14 protein-coding genes are annotated in these 16,718 nt (G+C 51.5%); 9 read left to right on the top strand and 5 right to left on the bottom strand.

The window, feature by feature from the left end; all coding sequences use genetic code 11:
• Positions 1-136: 136 nt before the first annotated feature.
• A complete protein-coding gene (locus ABIX36_RS22155) occupies positions 137-1,261 on the top strand; it encodes an ImmA/IrrE family metallo-endopeptidase (protein ID WP_348084350.1) in 1,125 nt (374 codons plus the stop codon).
• 3 nt (positions 1,262-1,264) lie between these two features.
• Positions 1,265-1,759 carry a DUF4411 family protein gene (locus ABIX36_RS22160; protein WP_348084351.1) on the top strand — a complete coding sequence of 165 codons (495 nt, stop codon included), beginning with the start codon at positions 1,265-1,267 and terminating at the stop codon, positions 1,757-1,759.
• A gap of 4 nt (positions 1,760-1,763) precedes the next feature.
• Here ABIX36_RS22160 and ABIX36_RS22165 read toward each other — a convergent pair whose 3' ends face one another.
• Positions 1,764-2,438, bottom strand: a complete 675-nt coding sequence (locus tag ABIX36_RS22165; RefSeq protein ID WP_348084352.1) for a hypothetical protein — start codon at positions 2,436-2,438, stop codon at positions 1,764-1,766.
• Positions 2,439-2,484: 46 nt separating this feature from the next.
• On the opposite strand from ABIX36_RS22165, the gene ABIX36_RS22170 reads away from it, so the two are divergent.
• On the top strand, positions 2,485-3,672 hold the full coding sequence (locus tag ABIX36_RS22170; RefSeq protein WP_348084353.1) for a phospholipase D family protein: 1,188 nt from the start codon (positions 2,485-2,487) through the stop codon (positions 3,670-3,672).
• Positions 3,673-3,715: 43 nt separating this feature from the next.
• On the top strand, positions 3,716-4,276 hold the full coding sequence (locus ABIX36_RS22175; protein ID WP_348084354.1) for a hypothetical protein: 561 nt from the start codon (positions 3,716-3,718) through the stop codon (positions 4,274-4,276).
• 578 nt (positions 4,277-4,854) lie between these two features.
• Here the strand turns inward: ABIX36_RS22175 and ABIX36_RS22180 are convergent.
• Entirely contained in the window at positions 4,855-5,574 is a 720-nt protein-coding gene (locus tag ABIX36_RS22180; protein WP_348084355.1) for a hypothetical protein, read from the bottom strand.
• A gap of 39 nt (positions 5,575-5,613) precedes the next feature.
• On the bottom strand, positions 5,614-6,150 hold the full coding sequence (locus ABIX36_RS22185; protein ID WP_348084356.1) for a hypothetical protein: 537 nt from the start codon (positions 6,148-6,150) through the stop codon (positions 5,614-5,616).
• 365 nt (positions 6,151-6,515) lie between these two features.
• Between ABIX36_RS22185 and ABIX36_RS22190 the strand changes: the two genes are divergently transcribed.
• The 4 genes from ABIX36_RS22190 (at position 6,516) to ABIX36_RS22205 (ending at position 12,836) form a co-directional block, all read left to right on the top strand.
• Entirely contained in the window at positions 6,516-6,815 is a 300-nt protein-coding gene (locus ABIX36_RS22190) for a hypothetical protein (RefSeq protein ID WP_348084357.1), read from the top strand.
• A 159-nt stretch (positions 6,816-6,974) separates the two neighbouring features.
• A complete protein-coding gene (locus ABIX36_RS22195) occupies positions 6,975-8,333 on the top strand; it encodes a TlpA disulfide reductase family protein (RefSeq protein WP_348084358.1) in 1,359 nt (452 codons plus the stop codon).
• A gap of 6 nt (positions 8,334-8,339) precedes the next feature.
• Positions 8,340-11,462 (top strand): SusC/RagA family TonB-linked outer membrane protein, encoded by a 3,123-nt coding sequence (locus tag ABIX36_RS22200; protein ID WP_348084359.1) that lies wholly within the window; start codon positions 8,340-8,342, stop codon positions 11,460-11,462.
• Between the two features lie 9 nt (positions 11,463-11,471).
• Positions 11,472-12,836: a RagB/SusD family nutrient uptake outer membrane protein gene (locus ABIX36_RS22205; protein WP_348084360.1), complete on the top strand. Its 1,365-nt coding sequence runs from the start codon at positions 11,472-11,474 to the stop codon at positions 12,834-12,836.
• A 64-nt stretch (positions 12,837-12,900) separates the two neighbouring features.
• Here the strand turns inward: ABIX36_RS22205 and ABIX36_RS22210 are convergent, their stop codons facing one another.
• Together ABIX36_RS22210 and ABIX36_RS22215 are read right to left on the bottom strand one after the other, a co-directional pair.
• The gene (locus ABIX36_RS22210) at positions 12,901-13,197 is read right to left on the bottom strand and encodes a DUF6520 family protein (protein WP_348084361.1); all 297 of its coding nucleotides are present in this window, start codon (positions 13,195-13,197) and stop codon (positions 12,901-12,903) included.
• 60 nt (positions 13,198-13,257) lie between these two features.
• Positions 13,258-13,686: a MauE/DoxX family redox-associated membrane protein gene (locus ABIX36_RS22215; RefSeq protein ID WP_348084362.1), complete on the bottom strand. Its 429-nt coding sequence runs from the start codon at positions 13,684-13,686 to the stop codon at positions 13,258-13,260.
• Between the two features lie 87 nt (positions 13,687-13,773).
• On the opposite strand from ABIX36_RS22215, the gene ABIX36_RS22220 reads away from it, so the two are divergent.
• Positions 13,774-16,716 carry a lantibiotic dehydratase gene (locus ABIX36_RS22220; protein WP_348084363.1) on the top strand — a complete coding sequence of 981 codons (2,943 nt, stop codon included), beginning with the start codon at positions 13,774-13,776 and terminating at the stop codon, positions 16,714-16,716.
• Positions 16,717-16,718: the final 2 nt, after the last annotated feature.

Consider the following 16,718-nt stretch of genomic DNA (forward strand, 5'->3'; position numbering starts at 1 on the left):
ATCAATTTACCTTTTAATCGCGATATCTAAAAGAAAGCGGTGAATTGCCCGGACTACGTTGGCCGAGAAAATATATATGCGATTATAATCGGATAATTAAATATATTTCCAATTCTAATCGATTATTTTTGCGCTTATGAATACGGAAGTCAGACCAAATGTGGATATGCTGAGCTGGGCGATCGCCCGGGCCGGGCATGATCTGCGCGACTTTACCGCACGTTTTCCGAAAGTTCAAGAGTGGTTGTCCGGTACGAAACAACCGACGCTGAAGCAGTTAGAAGATTTCTCTCACCGGGTGCATTTGCCTTTCGGATATTTATTTCTGGACCAGCCGCCACAGGAGGCCCTGTCCTTTCCATTCTTCAGGACCGGCGGCGGACAGCAGCAAAGCGTCAGTTTAAATGTTTACGACACGATCCTGCTGATCCAAAAAAGGCAGGACTGGCTGGCGGAATACCTGGTAGATAATGAATTTCCGGCCTTGAATTTTGTCGGCAGTGCGGCGGGTGAAACCGATCCGATGGTGATCGTGAATAGTATTCGCCAGACGTTGAACCTGGAGCCTGTTTGGGCCAGCCGCGTGAAAAGCTGGGCGGATGCGCTGGATTTTTTAGCGGCCAAGCTGGAAAACGCGGGCATTCAGGTGGTATTTAATAGTGTAGTGGAAAATAATAACCACCGCCCTATCGAAGTGGAGGAATGCCGCGGATTTGTATTGGTGGACGCGCATGCGCCATTTATGTTTGTCAACGCGGCGGACGGCAAAGCGGCGCAAATGTTCACCATCGCGCACGAACTGGCGCATATCTGGATCGGTCAAAGCGCCGGCTTTGATATGCAGCAATTATTACCTGCTGACGATCCGCTGGAAAAACTTTGTGACCAGGTCGCGGCGGAACTATTGGTACCCGCGGATGAGTTCACCCGTTTTTGGAACCGGAACCCGGATATTCAGGCGATGGCCCGTTACTTTAAAGTAAGTCCTATTGTCCTGGCCCGGAGGGCATTGGATCTGGGTAAAATAAGCCGGGCGGCTTTTTTCCAATGGTACCGCGAATACCAGGAAGCGGTTAAATACAAGAAAGACACCACCACCGGCGGCGGGGATTTTTACCTGACGCAAAAGAAACGCCTGGGACTGCGTTACGTATCACTGGTCGACCGCGCCGTACGGGAAAAGCAATTGTTGTACCGCGAAGCTTATCAGCTAACCGGCCTGAAGGGCGATACCTATCAAAACTTCATGAACAAACTATAGCAGATGGAGCCGCTGATCGTTGATAGTAACTTCTTTATCCAGGCCCACCGTGATACCTACCCGCTTGATGTCGCCACCAGTTTTTGGGCAAAGATCAGCGAATTAGCTGTCGCCGGGCGGATCATCAGTATTGATAAGGTTAAAGCGGAACTGCACCGGAATAAAGATGCTTTGACCGGCTGGTGCGACACGAACCTGCCCGCCGGATTTTTTGCCCCATCCGCACCGGTGATCGGGCAATATGCGCAGGTCATTAATATCGCCCGCTTACGCCAGCCCCCTTATAACCAACGGGCACTCGATACCTTTTTTGATGCAGACGAAGCCGATGCCTGGCTCATTGCTCATGCTTTAGCGGGCAGGAACACCATCGTCACGCACGAAACCAGCCAGCCGGCCAAGATCGCCCGCGTCAAGATCCCCGATATCTGCGCCCCGCTCGGCATCCGGACCATCACCACCATCGAAATGTTCCGCGAACTGGGCGAGCGGTTTTAATAGCCTAGCTTTGCTTAGGTAATTCATCTTCCAGTCCGTACTGCCGGGCAATGGGTCGGTAAGCCTCCATCTTAGCACGTTCTTTATCTGCCAGCATCTCGATCACAAATTTCAGATTATGGGCAGGGGAATTAATTAGATCAAAAGAGATGCCCTGCTGATAGGTTGCCAGATTGATCGCTTTGATCAATTTGATTGCAATGGCGAGCAGATTCCGCGCTTCCATAAGACTGGTTTTGTTGACTACCGTTTGATTATTCCTGTCTTCATGTGCATACAGCTTATCTCTTTGCTCCATTAAATTTTTGATGACATCATCATTATGGTCAAGCTCAACGAGCCATTTATCTAATGTGCTGTCCTGGACGGCAAACTCACCAAAATAACCGTCCCGTCGGACCTTTTTTATAAAATGGCGGATATTAAATTTTTCACGGTTATCCGTTTCTTCTTTTTTACCGGGTTTGAAGTAAAATAATTTGACCAGTTCCATTACTGCAATCTGCCAGTAATTGGCAATCGAATAATCAAAAAACATATTCATTCTTTTTTGATAGGCCCGGTAATCGTCGGTTTCAGGTTCGAGCAAATAAGCCACGATTTCTACCGCCTCCTGGGCTTTAAGCAAGATATGATTGATACGCAGGATTTCCTGACTGAGTTCTTCTTTCTTCTTCATTCACGAATTTCAATAATATGTCTGATATTTAGGCAGGAACCAGATCATGATTAAACTTATTACCAATAGTAACGCTTCCATTTCGCATCACCAATTACTAACCGATCTATTAGCCGATGCTACGGAAGTATACATGGCCACGGCATTCTTAAAGAAAGCCGCCATAAATATTTTATTGCCGTTTTTTAATAAACCTATACGGTTCAAGATTATTGCCGGCTATAATTTTGGCATCACAGATCCCGAAGCCTTGACTACACTTAAAGTTCACGCCGAACGTTCATCGCTGATTAGCGGCTATCTCGTGAATATGAATTTGAAACAGGTTTTTCATCCGAAGCTTTATCTGATTAAAGACAGGGAGTATTGCCATATCATTTCGGGATCGGCCAATATGACAAATGGCGGATTAAACGTGAATAATGAAGTTTCACTGTATTTCCGCTGCGCAGGAGACAACCCGATGTGGCTGGATTCCCTGGCTTATTTTTCAGATTGCATTTCGCCGGCTAAAGCCGATCTGTTAAGCGAGCGGATCATCGCTATCTACCGGGATTATCATAAAAAACAGAAAAAGATCATAGTGCAGGCCGAGGAATTTCCCGACAAAACCGGCAGCCTGATCTACAATCTGAAAAAGCTAAAGGCGCATTATACTAAGCTTGACCAAAAGGAGATCAACGCAGGCTTTAAGAAAAAACGGGCGGATTACCTGGAGGCTAAAGAAGTATTAGATAGTATTGCCGACACGCAGCATACCCCAGCGCAGTTTAAAGTGCTGGTAGAAGATATGGTCGGCAAGGCCGGTACGCCTGGATTATGGTATTCGAACGGCATGTTCCGCCTGAAAACCGGGTTATTTAAACAGCAGACAGGGTTCCGGAAACTTATAGTAGCTATTCGGAGCAACAAAGACAAAAGCCCGAGTTATATTTACCAGATAGCTAAAGACATTACCAAGAGTATCAAAGGCGTCGGCCCCAACTTTATCGGCGAGATCATGATGACCTACGCTCCGAAAAAGTTGGCTAATATCAATCAAAATCCGATCACCGTATTGCGGGAGGAAGGGGGTATGGATATCAAAGCGTACTCCTCCAGTTACAATGGCACCGATTATGAAGAGTATAGCGCCATTATCCGGGAGATCGCAGAGAAACTGGGACTCAAAGACATGCTGGAAATAGATTACTTCTTTAACATCGTTTATCAAAAAATAAAAAAAGAGCTGTAGTCCGCGCTTATATTTGCAGGAACCGCTATCACAATTATACCTAATGGCTAAAAAACATATTCCCGATTTCGTTTTTATGATCGGCTTGCTGATCATCATCTGGTTGGCAGGCAGCAATGACGAAAAAAACAAGAAGATCGAAGAATTATCACTGGCGCTCAGCGCAAGTACCGGCATCAACGATGAGATCAAGAAGAAATTAAAAGAGTTGGTCGCCGCCAATCCACACATAGAGGCGGATGTAGCGGCCGAACTCAATGATATTCACGACTTGGTCGATATCCAGCAAGATAGCAAGGCGATCTTAGCGATGGCCAAGGTCATCGAAAATCTGCTGAAAAAGATCTATAGGAATGACGCCGCTTTCAAAATCAAGATGCTCAAACGCAAGCCGACGTTCCAGGATTACCTGAATTATGCCCACGAACAAAAGCTGATCAGTAACGAAGATTTCCATCATATTTCTATCATCAAGATTTACCGGAATGAGGAAGCGCATGAACTGGATGTAAAAAAAGAAAAAAGTAAAGTGTTTTCCAGTATGATGTCCGGCTTTAGCATTATTTCAACGCTTTGCGGTATGATACCCGGCCTTGCCAAATGAATATTAGCGATTACCGGCGTTTAGTCACAGCGAAGAATTTTAACGAATATCCTGACTATAATACAGGCACCGAACTGGTGAGCGCCTTCGTGATTTATGGGGAGGCCGATCGTGAATTAAAGCAGTAAATATGCGGATATGGCTGCTTTTTCTGCTTTCGGTATCGAACTCGCTAATTTGTAAGGTGAAACGCGGCTTTTTTTTATTTCTAATGCTGGCAGCGTGCTTCGTATTAAAAGCCCAAACCTTACGCACTTACGATGATACCCGCGCGATACTTACTTTTTATAAGAGTGGGCAGAACATGACGTCTTTAGATGCACTGAAATGCTTGGCATTACTAAAACCTTATTTATCCCAAGATCAAACAGGAACTGTCGCAGATATTCAAACTCACTTAGCACAGAACCCCTTATTCAAATTTGCTCCTGATTTTTTGCAGCGGTAACATAGTTTATATTTAAATGGTTACACACATAGAAAGGGTATTAATTGTAATCGCAAAGCAGTTATATCTTAATAAAAGTTTGACGCTGTAATTCTTATTTCGATCAAAAACAACCGGCGATTTATCGAAATTAATGTAAATGCATAGAGGAGGAATTCACAAATAACATCCGCCCAAACTCATCCCTTCTTTCTTTATCTAACTTAGGTACCCCACTTTTCTTATTTGTATAAAAATTCAACACTTTAATCATATTGCGAGGATGAAAGGTTATCCCAAATTTCAACTGACATTGCTTGAAAATATCTAACGCCCGCTTAGGTTCCGTGAAAAATATCCCTATCAAAAGTTTATCGATGTAAATCTTAACATCATCGTATGTAGATAAGAAAAGCTGAGTGGCCGGTTCAACATGCTTATCTTCTTCTGTTACGATTAAGATCTCTGATTTTTCTTCGTTTTTATCTAATGTGAAGTTTCGGAAGAGAACGCTACCTGATTCTTTAGCACTTTTTCTGATCTCGTAAACAGGTATTCTTTTATCACCAGGATAAGAGGTTACTTCAAGTTGGTAGTTGTCTTGTAATGCTTCGGCAGGTATAATATCCTTCCAACTAAGATTATAAATAAGCAGGATATAATTCGCATCGTCAATATTATAACGCTTGGATTTAAGCGGATTTTCTACATCCCGCACGAATAAGTCCGTTTTACCCAGCAGAAAAGATTGCTCGTAAGCAGAATATCCCGATGCCAGCCGGTGGAACATCACCATATAAATTTTATAAAACTCAACGGTGCTGATCGTTATTTTACTGTGGGTTTTTTGATTGCGTTTTGGCTGCGCCATTGGCCAGGTACGTTTTAGATGGGCAATATAAAGATTGCTTTAAGCTTTTTTATATTTTGGCTCATTTTCCCCGAGTCGTTGAAGCTTTTGTGTTGCCTCCGCACGCGCCACAACAGACGTGAAGTCGGTAGTTTTCCATTCTTTGCCTGCGAATTCATTACAATAATCTGTGATCTCTTTTACGGTACGCCATTCATTAAAAAGAGGATCTTTGTTTTCCAGAAGCAAGTTTAATGTGCCGGTTGCTTGCAAATTCTTTGGTATTGAATCTATGGTTTTTTCAACAGATATTTCAGATAAAGGTCCGCTTGGATAAAAGTCAAGAATTATATATTCTGATTTTCCCTTTCCTAATTGTTTTGCTTTTTCGCTAAAGATTTTTGCTATAATATTTAAATGACTGTCGTTATATGTAGTAGGTGTTTTTTCACTTTCAACAAGACCGATAAGATTAGTGTCGGATAAAGAATCAAATTTTTTTGATAACGCCAGCTGCGTTATATCTAGTTCTAAGCGAATTACTCTAACTGTGTTAATAATATAATTATGCAATTCGGAGATTGAAATTTTAGCCATGCGGCAAATGACTAAAAATCAGTTTTATACTATTTTATATAAATAATTTGTATTTAAATAAATCATTGATTATATTTGATTTGTGGAAATTGTTAGCCCAAATAATGGCAGTTGGCAATCCCGAGTATTAGAATAGGTATTAATTAAGAGTCTTGCGGTCACATTCTGAAGCCGTTAACGCAGGACAGCAGAATTATACCCACAGCTATGTTTCCGATATGTATATTTGCATATAGAACTAGGTGTGGGCTCTGCTGTAATTCCGTGTTAACTTAAGGCTTCAGAAACTTTTATGTGACCGCGGTTTGTAGAGCCCACACTTATTTTGTGGTGGCGCCAAACAAGACTCGTAGCCATATGAGTCGATGAGAACAGTTTTTGTAAACGACAACTCCGGTAAGACAGGTACGCTAAAAGAGATAACAGCCGCATTTTTTGTGGCTTGGGATCCGCTTGGGGTAGAGAAGGTGCTATGGGAAGTTTTTGCATTTGCCTCCATTGGCGGGCTGGGCGAAAGGGTGGTGCTGGGCACCGCTGTGTTGCCGGCTGACGAAGTTGCCTCGCTTTTTGATCAGTTAATTGAGCTTTTAAAGGCCTGCGAGGGGCTGCAGGAGCAGGGCGGGGCAAATGTATTGTTACCGGAAGGAGGGAAGCCCCATGTTTAGCGGCACTATTTCTCCCTGGTTCCTCGTCATCTGTCCGCCCGAATGACGTTCCCGGTTCAGCTTTGCTGAACAGCTGCATGGGGCTTTTAGCCCGGTTTAACGTCTGTTAACACCGCAGCGGTCAATTCTCAATTTTTTTTATGGATCAAAGAATAAAAAATGAAGCACAAGATATGCTTCCTGGCTTTGCTATGCTTATTTTTGGCGGCAAATGCGCAGGAACCTCAACTGAAAATATATGCGGAGAACATCACTAAAGGTGGTATCTCCATTGGTGATAAAGTACCCGGTGTCCACCTCAGCAACGTTCGTAATCTGAAACTCCACGGTAAACCCGTCACGGAACTGAACCTGTCGGCCTTTAGCGGCAAACTCCTGATCCTCGACTTTTGGGCCACCTGGTGCGCGCCCTGCCGGCAGATGGTGCCGGTGATGGATTCGCTGCAGAAGGTGTTCGGTGACAGGATACAGTTCCTGCCGGTTACCTATCAGCGGCAGGAGGTGGTGGCGCCGGTGCTGGCGCAGATGCGGAGGGACAGGTCTTTTAATTTACCGGAGGTGACGGGGGATGTGCTGCTGCATGATCTTTTTCCGCACCGCTCTTTGCCGCATTTTGTATGGATCGACGGGAGAGGTACGGTGGTGGCGATTACGGAAGAGCAGGAGGTGACGGCGGATAATATCCGAAAGTTGTTGCTTGCGGACGGGGGTATTTTGAAGGAAAAGCGCGATACGGTGGTGGCCTATCACCCCGGTCGGCCTTTGCTGATCGCCGGTAACGGCGGGGAGGGCAAACAATTGGTTTACCACGCTGTGCTGTCGGGGTTTTTGCCCGGGGTGGCGGGTGGGGTATCCATTACGCCTTTGGACAGTTTGCGCGGGCAGACTTTCGGGGTGCGGAACGCGCCTTTTCCCTGGTTGTGCCGGCTGACGTTTGGCGAGGGCGGTCGGGTGTTCCCGCGTTCCAGGACGCTGCTGCGGAGTGTGGATTCCGCTAAAATGGATACCCGGCTTTCGGGTGATGTGTATAATCAGTGGCTGGCCTCGGGTAACGGCTGGAGTTATGAACTGGTGCTGCCGCCTGCTTTGGCCAAGGATGGTTTTGCCTGGATGCAGGAGGACCTGCGGCGGCTGTTCCCGGCGTACCTGGTGCGTGTTGAAAGGCAGCAGGCGCGCTGCCTGGCGCTGGTCAGGACTACGGGGGAGGATAGGTTAAAGAGTGCGGGCGGTGAGCTGCTGGTGGAGATCAGCCCTTATGCCGCTAAGCTGCATAACGCGCACCTGTCCCAGCTGATGATGCGCCTGGAGCGCCAGTACCTGCAAAACGCGGCGTTACCCGTGATCGATGCTACGCATTACACGGGCCGTGTCGACCTGGATATTGAAGCTAAATTATGGGATGTGGCGTCCCTGAACGGCGCGCTGGAAGCTTACGGGCTGGCGCTGAAAGAGCAATCCGCGGAAGTCGAAATGCTCGTCATCCGGGATAATCCTGATTACAAAAACCTTAAACCTTAACCGTATATGAAATATTTTTATGTATTCGCTTTTTTGGCTTTATCGCTGACCGCGGCTGGCCAGGGGCTGTCCGGCCGGGTGTCCACGGCCCCGGGCGGGCCGCTCCCGGGAGCCAGTGTGTCCCTTGTCGGGACCTCGTATGGTACGCTTAGTGGTGCCGGGGGGAAATTCACGCTTGCCGCGCCCGCAGGTCCGTACCGTTTACGGGTCTCTTATGTCGGGCTGCGCAGCCGGGAACTTGCGGTTACGCTGCCGGCAAAGGATTCCCTGCTGGTGGTGCTGGAGGGGGCGCCGAATGAACTGTCGGAGGTGATGGTATCGACCGGTTACCAGCAGTTGCCGAAAGAGCGGGCGACGGGGTCCTTTGTGCTCATTAACCGGGCCTTGCTGGAACGCAGTACCTCGACGGATGTGCTCGACCGCCTGCGGGACGTCGTGCCGGGGCTGAGTTTCAACAGCATCGGCACGCGCTTCAGCGTCAGGGGGCAAAGTACGCTGTTCTCGAACGCGGAACCGCTGATCGTGGTGGACGGATTTCCTTATAACCAGCCCATCGAAAACCTTAACCCGAACGATGTGGAGAGTATCACGGTGTTGAAGGACGCGGCGGCGGCATCCATCTGGGGGGCCAGGGCGGGTAACGGGGTGATCGTGATCACTACCAAAAAGGGACGCAATAACCAGCCCCCGCAGGTCACCCTGACGGCCAATGTGACCGTGGGGGAGAGGCCGGATCTGTTCTATGTCCCGACAATGAGTGCGGTCGATTATATCGGCCTGGAAAAGCGGTTGTTCAGCGAGGGGTATTTTGACGGTGCGGAACAGGGGGACGGGCATTTGCCGCTTTCACCGGCGGTGGAACTGCTTATCCGGCAGCGGGAGGGGCAATTGTCAGCTGCCGGCCTGAACAGCGGGCTGGCGGCATTATCGGCGCATGATAAGCGGAACGACCTCGCCGGGTACTTTTACCGGGCTTCGGTTAAACAGCAGTATGCGGCGAGCCTGAGCGGCGGTACGGATATGCAGCGTTATTTTGTGTCCGGCGGGTATGACCGGAACCTGGACCAGCTGGCGGGGAACGGCTATAGCCGGTTTACGCTGACGACGAGTGATACCTGGGCGCTGATCAATAAAAAGCTCGAGTTCTCGCTGGGGCTCAACTATACGGAAAGTGACACCCGGCGGAATAACCCCGGGAGCCTTACCTGGAACAGGGGCGATGCCCTTTACCCGTACGCTGATCTGAGCGGCACGGTGACCAAAGATCACCGTACGGCCTTTGTGGAGGCCGCGCCCGCTGCGGGGCTGCTGGACTGGAGCTACCGCCCGCTGGATGAACTGCGGCAGGCGGATAACCGCGGCAAGGTGGCTGATGTGAGGGTCAGCACGGGGCTGAAATATAAATTGCCTTTTGGGTTCAGCCCACAGGTGCTTTACCGGTATGAGCGCAGTAATGCCGTTGGGCGGAACCTGTTGGGTGAAAGCAGCTATTTTACGCGCAACCTCGTTAACCGGTATACGCAGGATGACGGCAGCGGTACGCTCAGCCGGGCGATCCCTTCTGGCGGTATCCTGGACCTGGACAACACGGTGTCGGTGAACCGGGACATCCGCGGGCAGCTTAATTATGACCGGTCGTTTGGCACCCGGCATGAGGTTACGGCCATTGCCGGCTACGAAGTGCAAAGCCTGCGGGTGCTGGGGGACAGTTACCGGCTGTACGGTTATGATGCCGGACATGCCACCAGTAAGGACGTGGACCTGGTAACCCAGTACCCGTATTATGATAACCCGGGGGCATCCAATGCCATCCCGTCCAATACCGCTGAACTGGACGCGACGGATCATTACCGCTCTTATTATGCCAATGCGGCCTATACCTACGACGGGCGCATCACTTTTTCGGCCAGCGGCCGTATCGACCAAAGTAACCTTTTTGGCGTGCGGACCAACCAGAAAGGCGTGCCGTTGTATTCCCTGGGCGCGGCCTGGAACATCGGCCGGGAGGGTTTTTATGGATTAGATTGGTTGCCGGAGCTGAAGTTGCGGGCGAGTTTTGGCTATAACGGCAATAGCAACAAGAGTCTGTCGGCGTTTACGACGGCCACTTATTTTGACGGCAGCGATTCCCAGACCCGGCTGCCTTACGCGGTTATCGCGAATCCGCCTAACCCCGGGCTGCGCTGGGAGAAGGTACGCCATATTAACCTGGGGCTTGATTTTGGTATGAAGCGCTTTTCGGGCAGCATCGAATATTTCTTTAAAAAAGGCGGGGACCTGATCGGCAGTACGGCTTTCGCGCCGTCTACGGGCATCAGCGATTTTACGGGAAATACGGCGGATACCAGGGGACATGGTTTCGATCTTTCGCTGGAAAGCCGGAATTTAACAGGGGGCTTTGGCTGGACGACCAATTTTATCGCCAGCTATGTGACGGACCGGGTGACCGGTTACGATAAACAATCCGCCGCATCAAATTACCTTATCAGCGGGAGTTACGGCTTTTATGCGCTCGAGGGGCGCCCGCTTTACGGGGTTTACAGCTATGCTGCTGCGGGGCTGGACGGGCAAACCGGTGACCCGCAGGGTTATCTGAATGGTGCGGTAAGTCGGGACTACGCGGCAATCCTGGCCGCCGCCACTCCGCAGAACCTGGTATTCCACGGCTCATCGCGACCCACGCTGTTCGGGTCGCTGCGTAACACGTTTACTTATCAAGCGCTTAGCCTGTCCGCGAATATCAGCTATAAGCTGGGCTATTATTACCGCCGCGCTTCCGTCCGTTATGGCAATGACCATGGGCTGAGCCAGCAAAGCGGCGATTTTGCGCTGCGCTGGCAGCAGCCGGGCGATGAAGCCCACACGGTTGTGCCGTCGATGCCCGCCGGGGTAAATTTCCAGCGCGACGAGTTCTACAGCTATTCGTCCGCGCTGGTCGAAAAAGGTGACCATATCCGCCTGCAGGATATCCGCCTGGGCTACCGGATCAAAAACGGTCCGGAGCTTTATCTCTATGCCGCCAATATCGGCATCCTCTGGCGTGCTAACCGGTCACATACAGATCCGGAGGTATCGGGGAGTTATACCCTTCCCCGCACGGTTGCCGGGGGATTTCGTTACAACTTTTAATCCAAGGCCATGAAAATAATAACCTATCTGTTCTTTATGCTGTTGTTCAGCTCGTGTTTATCCGGTTGCAAAAAAGGCTTCCTGGATGAGAAGCCTCAAAAGTCTTTGCTGGTGCCGGCGACCACGGCGGATTTCCGGGCGATGCTCGATAATACCCTGATCTTTAATACCACGCCCGGTCTGCCCTTTACGGCAGACGGGGACTTTTATACTACGGATGCCGGCTGGAATGAATATTATCTTTTGCAGGAGCGTACGAGTTATACCTGGGCGGCCGATATCTTCGGGAGCGAGACCTCCGGGGAGTGGAATAAGCCTTACCGACAGATATTTTACAGCAATATCGTGCTGGAAGGGGCGGCGAAACTGCCGGAGGACGCGGAACAAAAAGAGGTGAGGGGCACCGCTCTTTTTTACCGTGCCTTTGCGTTTTACAACCTCGCGCAGCAATTCGCGCCGCCTTACCGGGCGGCGACCGCCGAGGTCACTCCCGGAATACCCCTGCGTACAAGTGCTGATGTGACGCAAAAAGCAGGGAGGGGCACCCTGAAGCAGACCTATGCGCAGGTGCTGGATGACCTGCGCCGGTCCAAAGGCTTATTGCCTGCCGCGGGCAATTATAAGACCCGCCCGGTCATCGCCGCGGTTTACGGGCTGCTGGCGAGGGTATGCCTGTCCATGGAAGATTACGTGCTGGCCGGGCAGTACGCGGATTCCTGCCTGCAGCTCCGCCCCGGGCTGATCGATTACAATACGCTCAGCACGACAGCGGTGCGCCCTTTCCCGCGGGCATCGCCCAACGGGAACAATGAGGTGATCTTTTACGCGCTGGCGCTGGATTATACGTTTGGTGATTCCTCTTCACCTACCTATGTCACACCGGCGCTGTATAATTCGTATGCTGCCAATGACCTTCGCAAAGCGATCTTCTTCCGGCAGATCACCCCGGGAAATTACCGTTTTAAAGGGAATTATTCGGGTATCCTGTCTTATTTCACGGGTTTGGCCACCGATGAGCAATACCTCATCAGGGCAGAGTGCCGCGCCCGGGCCGGGAACACCGCCGCAGCCCTGGGGGATCTGAATGCGCTGCTTGTTAAGCGATGGAAAGCGGGCACTTTTATGCCGTTTACGGCGGCGACCGCTGAAGAGGCACTGGCTTTGATCTTAACGGAGCGCCGGAAGGAGCTGACCTGGCGGGGGACCCGCTGGACGGACCTGCGCCGCCTGAACGGTGACCCGCGCTTTGCGGTAACGCTCAGCCGCCAGCTGAAGGGACAGGCTTATCAACTGGAGCCGCAAAGCAAGCGGTATACGTACCCGATACCGCCGGATGAATTGCAACTGAACCCGATGCCGCAAAATGAAAGGTAGAAAAATAAGGGCGCAAAAATGCCCGCCCCGGTTCAGGGGCGGGCATCGGGACGGGTGGCCGCAATTACTGGCTGAAATTACCCAGGATGATGTTTACCGGGGTAACGGTACCGGGATGGGTGTCGCCGGCCTGGTTGTTCGGGTCGACATCGGCCGGGTACTCTTCCGTACAGGAGTTCGCGCCGTCCTTACACTTGTAATCCGCGGGCGAGCTCTGCCCGGTCACGTCTGTGTAGACGCCGGTCAGCGGGTCGCGGCCCCATTTCTTGTTGGTAAAGGAATGGTTCGCGGTGGTGGCGAAGGCGCTGCCGATACCCAGTACCAGGGCGGCAAGCGATACAGATAACTTTAAATTTTTCATAATGATGAACGCTTTTCAATTCAAAAACGGACGAAAACTTTTAGTTAAAATGAACGGTGCCTACTCTTTTCGAAGGTTTTCGGCTTTCCCCTTTTTATCAATCAGCGCGGTGATGCTCAGGAACAGGAAGAACAGGTTAAATGCCAGGTGCTGTCCCCAACCCATGCCCCGGAGCACGCCGCCGCAGGAACAGGGGACACTATCCCAGAATCCGCCCAGCACCAGCAGGATATACCCGCTGAACACCAGTAGCAGGAAAGCGGATAATAACAGCCCCGCCACTTGTGTCCTGCTGAACAGTAACAGTACCGCAGCAAGCAGCTCGAGGCCCGGGACCAGGTATACCAGTACGGACGCGGCTTCAGGCGGCACGTTCTGGTTATGCATCTGCCAGTTAAATGCAGGAAAGTCCAGCAGTTTGCTTAGCGCTGCATATACGAACAGCAGGATCAGCAGGGCAGGGGCGGCGGTTCTTATAAATTTCCTCATGGGCTGGCGATTGTTGGAACAAAGTAACGGGGCGCTGCGATATCAGAACAGTATGAAATGGGTAGTATACCCTTATTGAGGAGCAGGATGGAACAGGATTATACTTTTTTCGATCAGCTTTTTTTAAGGGCGCCTTATTATAGTTTCGCGCTGTATGAACCGGAGCGCCTGCCGGAGGTGCTGGGCGAACAGGTGTTTCGGAACGCGATCTTCCTGGCCAGCCCCGGGTTTTACCGGGTTATGGAAAAAAAAGCGTTCGATTTCGGCCGGCTGAGCGACAAGGAACAGCATACTTTATATAAGTATTATAACCGGATGTGTTTCCGGCCGACGCCTTTCGGTAGTTTCGCCTCTTTTACGATGGTGAACTGGCATGCGTCCGGTATTACCCGTTTAAAGCCTGACCGGGAGGCACTGCTCCATTTGCTGCCGGACCGGCAGCAAATGGAAGCCGCGGAAAAAGCGGGGCCTTTGGCCGCTGAGGCCGTGTTGTCCTTAAACCCCTTGCTGTACCGGCTGGGCAAAGATTTTCGTTTCATTCATACCGCGCCGGGCGAAAACGGGAACTATGCGTTTGGTACCGGCAGTTTTCCGGCGGTTCCGTTTTACAAAGCAATGCTCCGGTATGTCAGGGGTAAAACGGTCACCGCGGGCGAGCTGGTATCCTGGATGGAAGCCAAGGCGGATTGCAGCCCGGAGGAAGCCTTGTCGCACCTGCAAAAGCTTTTAAAAGAACAGATATTATTATCCGGCGCGATGGCGTCGCTCATCGGCCCGGAAAGCCAGCCTCCGGTCAATCAATTGCGCCGGTTACCCCTCATGGCAGGGAGCCTGGCACAAACGGCCGGCGCGTTTATATGGGGTGATTCGGGCCGCGCCGCGCCGCATCTTTTTTACGCGGCCCTGGAAAGGCCGCTTGAAGAAGGCGGGCCGGATCCGGCAGACAAGTGTGCGTTGGAAAAGGCCCTGCACTTGCTCCAGCGCCTGGCGGTACCGGCAACGCCATCCGCCCTGAAGCAATTCGCCATTGACTTCGAGGCCCGTTTCGGGCAGGAGGCGGTTCCGTTGCTGCTGGCGCTTGACCCGGACTACGGCATCGCTTACGGGGATATGGCTACCGGTGCCGGTAACGGAACGATACTGGATGGTATTCCTTTTCCACCCCCGGTCACCCCGGTTCATCAAACTGCATTGTCCCCCGCCCACCATGTTTTGCTCAAAAGCTGGTTGCAGAATCCACGCTCAGGGCGATATGCGGAAGTGCAGTTAAGGGACGAGGATCTGGAGGGGGTAGTCCGTGTCCCCGGGCAAACGTTCCCGAAAAGCACGGCGGTGCTCTTCCGGAAAACCGCTGCCGGTCTGTGCATTGAGCAGGCGGGCGGCGCTGCCGCAACCTCATTGATCGGCCGTTTTTCCGTGTTTTCTGAAGAGGTGTATGAACTTTGCCGCAAACTGGCCGCAGCGGAAACGGAGGCCGGCCCGGGTACGCTTTTTGCCGATATCGGCCAGTTGTCCGGTGACCACGTCGATAATATCAACCGGAGAATGCCTATATACCCTTACGAAATCCCCCTTAACGCGGTATCAAACCTTCCCGTGAAACAGCAGCTGCCCCCCGGGGACCTGCTGGTTTGCGTGCGCAACGGAGAGGTGCTGCTTTATTCGGCCAGGTACCGCCGGCAGGTGATCCCGCGGCTGGCGACGGCGTATAACCCCCTGCATAATCCGCTGGGTATCTTTCGTTTTCTGTGCGACCTGCAATACCAGGGCAGCTGTGCGAATTTAAGCCTGGACCCCGGGCGGCTGTTCCCCGGAATGGACTTTTATCCACGGGTGAGTTATCAAAAGGTGGTGTTGAGCCTGGCCAGGTGGCACCTGGGCCGCGGGGACATTGATACGCTCAACGAAGGACCGCTGCCGTTTTCGGAACGCCTGGCCAATTTCCGTCAGGCATACGGGCTGCCGCTGAAATTAAGTGTGGGGCATGCTGACCAGCAATTGGTTTTTGACCTGGCTAACCGGGATGAGGCCGGGTTTTTTGCCGCTTGTCTTAAAGGGCTCGATAAAGCGACCTTATATGAATACCTGCCACCGGGCAAACAGGCCAAATGCGGCCACCTGCCGCTTGCGGGCCAATACGCCGGGTTCCTGCATCACAAAGGGAAGCCGGTCGCTCCTGCCATTACCCTGCCGGTTAGCAGAGAAGGACAGGTGGCGCGAAATTTCCTGCCCGGCAGTGAATGGTTGTATTTGAAACTTTACTGTACTCCGTTTTCGGCGGACAAGATCCTGGAGGGCGTCATCCTGCCGCTGGTCGAACGGCACCGGAAGCTGATCAGGCGCTGGTTTTTCATCCGGTATGCGGAAGGGGGGCATCATATCCGTCTTCGTTTTCATTTGGATCCGGCAGATGCCGGCCGGTTGATGGCCTCGTTGTCCCTCAAACTGAAGGCCGGGGGATACGGCCAGCTCGTTAAGAACCTCCAGGGAGATACGTACCGGCGGGAACTGGAACGCTACGGGCCGCAACTGATGGGGCTTTTAGAAGATTTGTTCGAGGCTGGCAGCGAACTGCACCTCCATACGATGGTGGGTCTTGGCCGTCGCGGGGATAGAGATGCCCGGAGTGAATTTCGTTTGGGCTTTGCGGTTGCTTTTTATGTTGTACAGGCTTTGTCACCGGGCACGGGCCTGCTTTTCGCGGAGGAGATGACCAACCGGTTCTTATCGGAGTTTAAAGCGGTTAAAGCTACCCGGGTGGCTTTGGGCCTTAAATTCCGGGAATTAAGGGGGCATATCACGGAGCTGGCAGCTTTGGCAGGGCCGGCAGATATCCGGCGGTTTGATGCCGCGCTGGAAAAGATCCGGGATGCCGCCGGATTTTCAACGGCCGGAGGCCAGGGGGTATTGCTGGCCGACATGATCCATATGCAGCTCAACAGGACCTTCCAAAGCAGCCAGCGGAAACAGGAAATGCTGGTCTATTACTGCCTCCATCAGCATTTACGTTCTTTGAAATCGAGAAAATGAAG

This window comes from Mucilaginibacter sp., from assembly GCF_039925265.1.
Taxonomy (GTDB): Bacteria; Bacteroidota; Bacteroidia; order Sphingobacteriales; family Sphingobacteriaceae; genus Mucilaginibacter.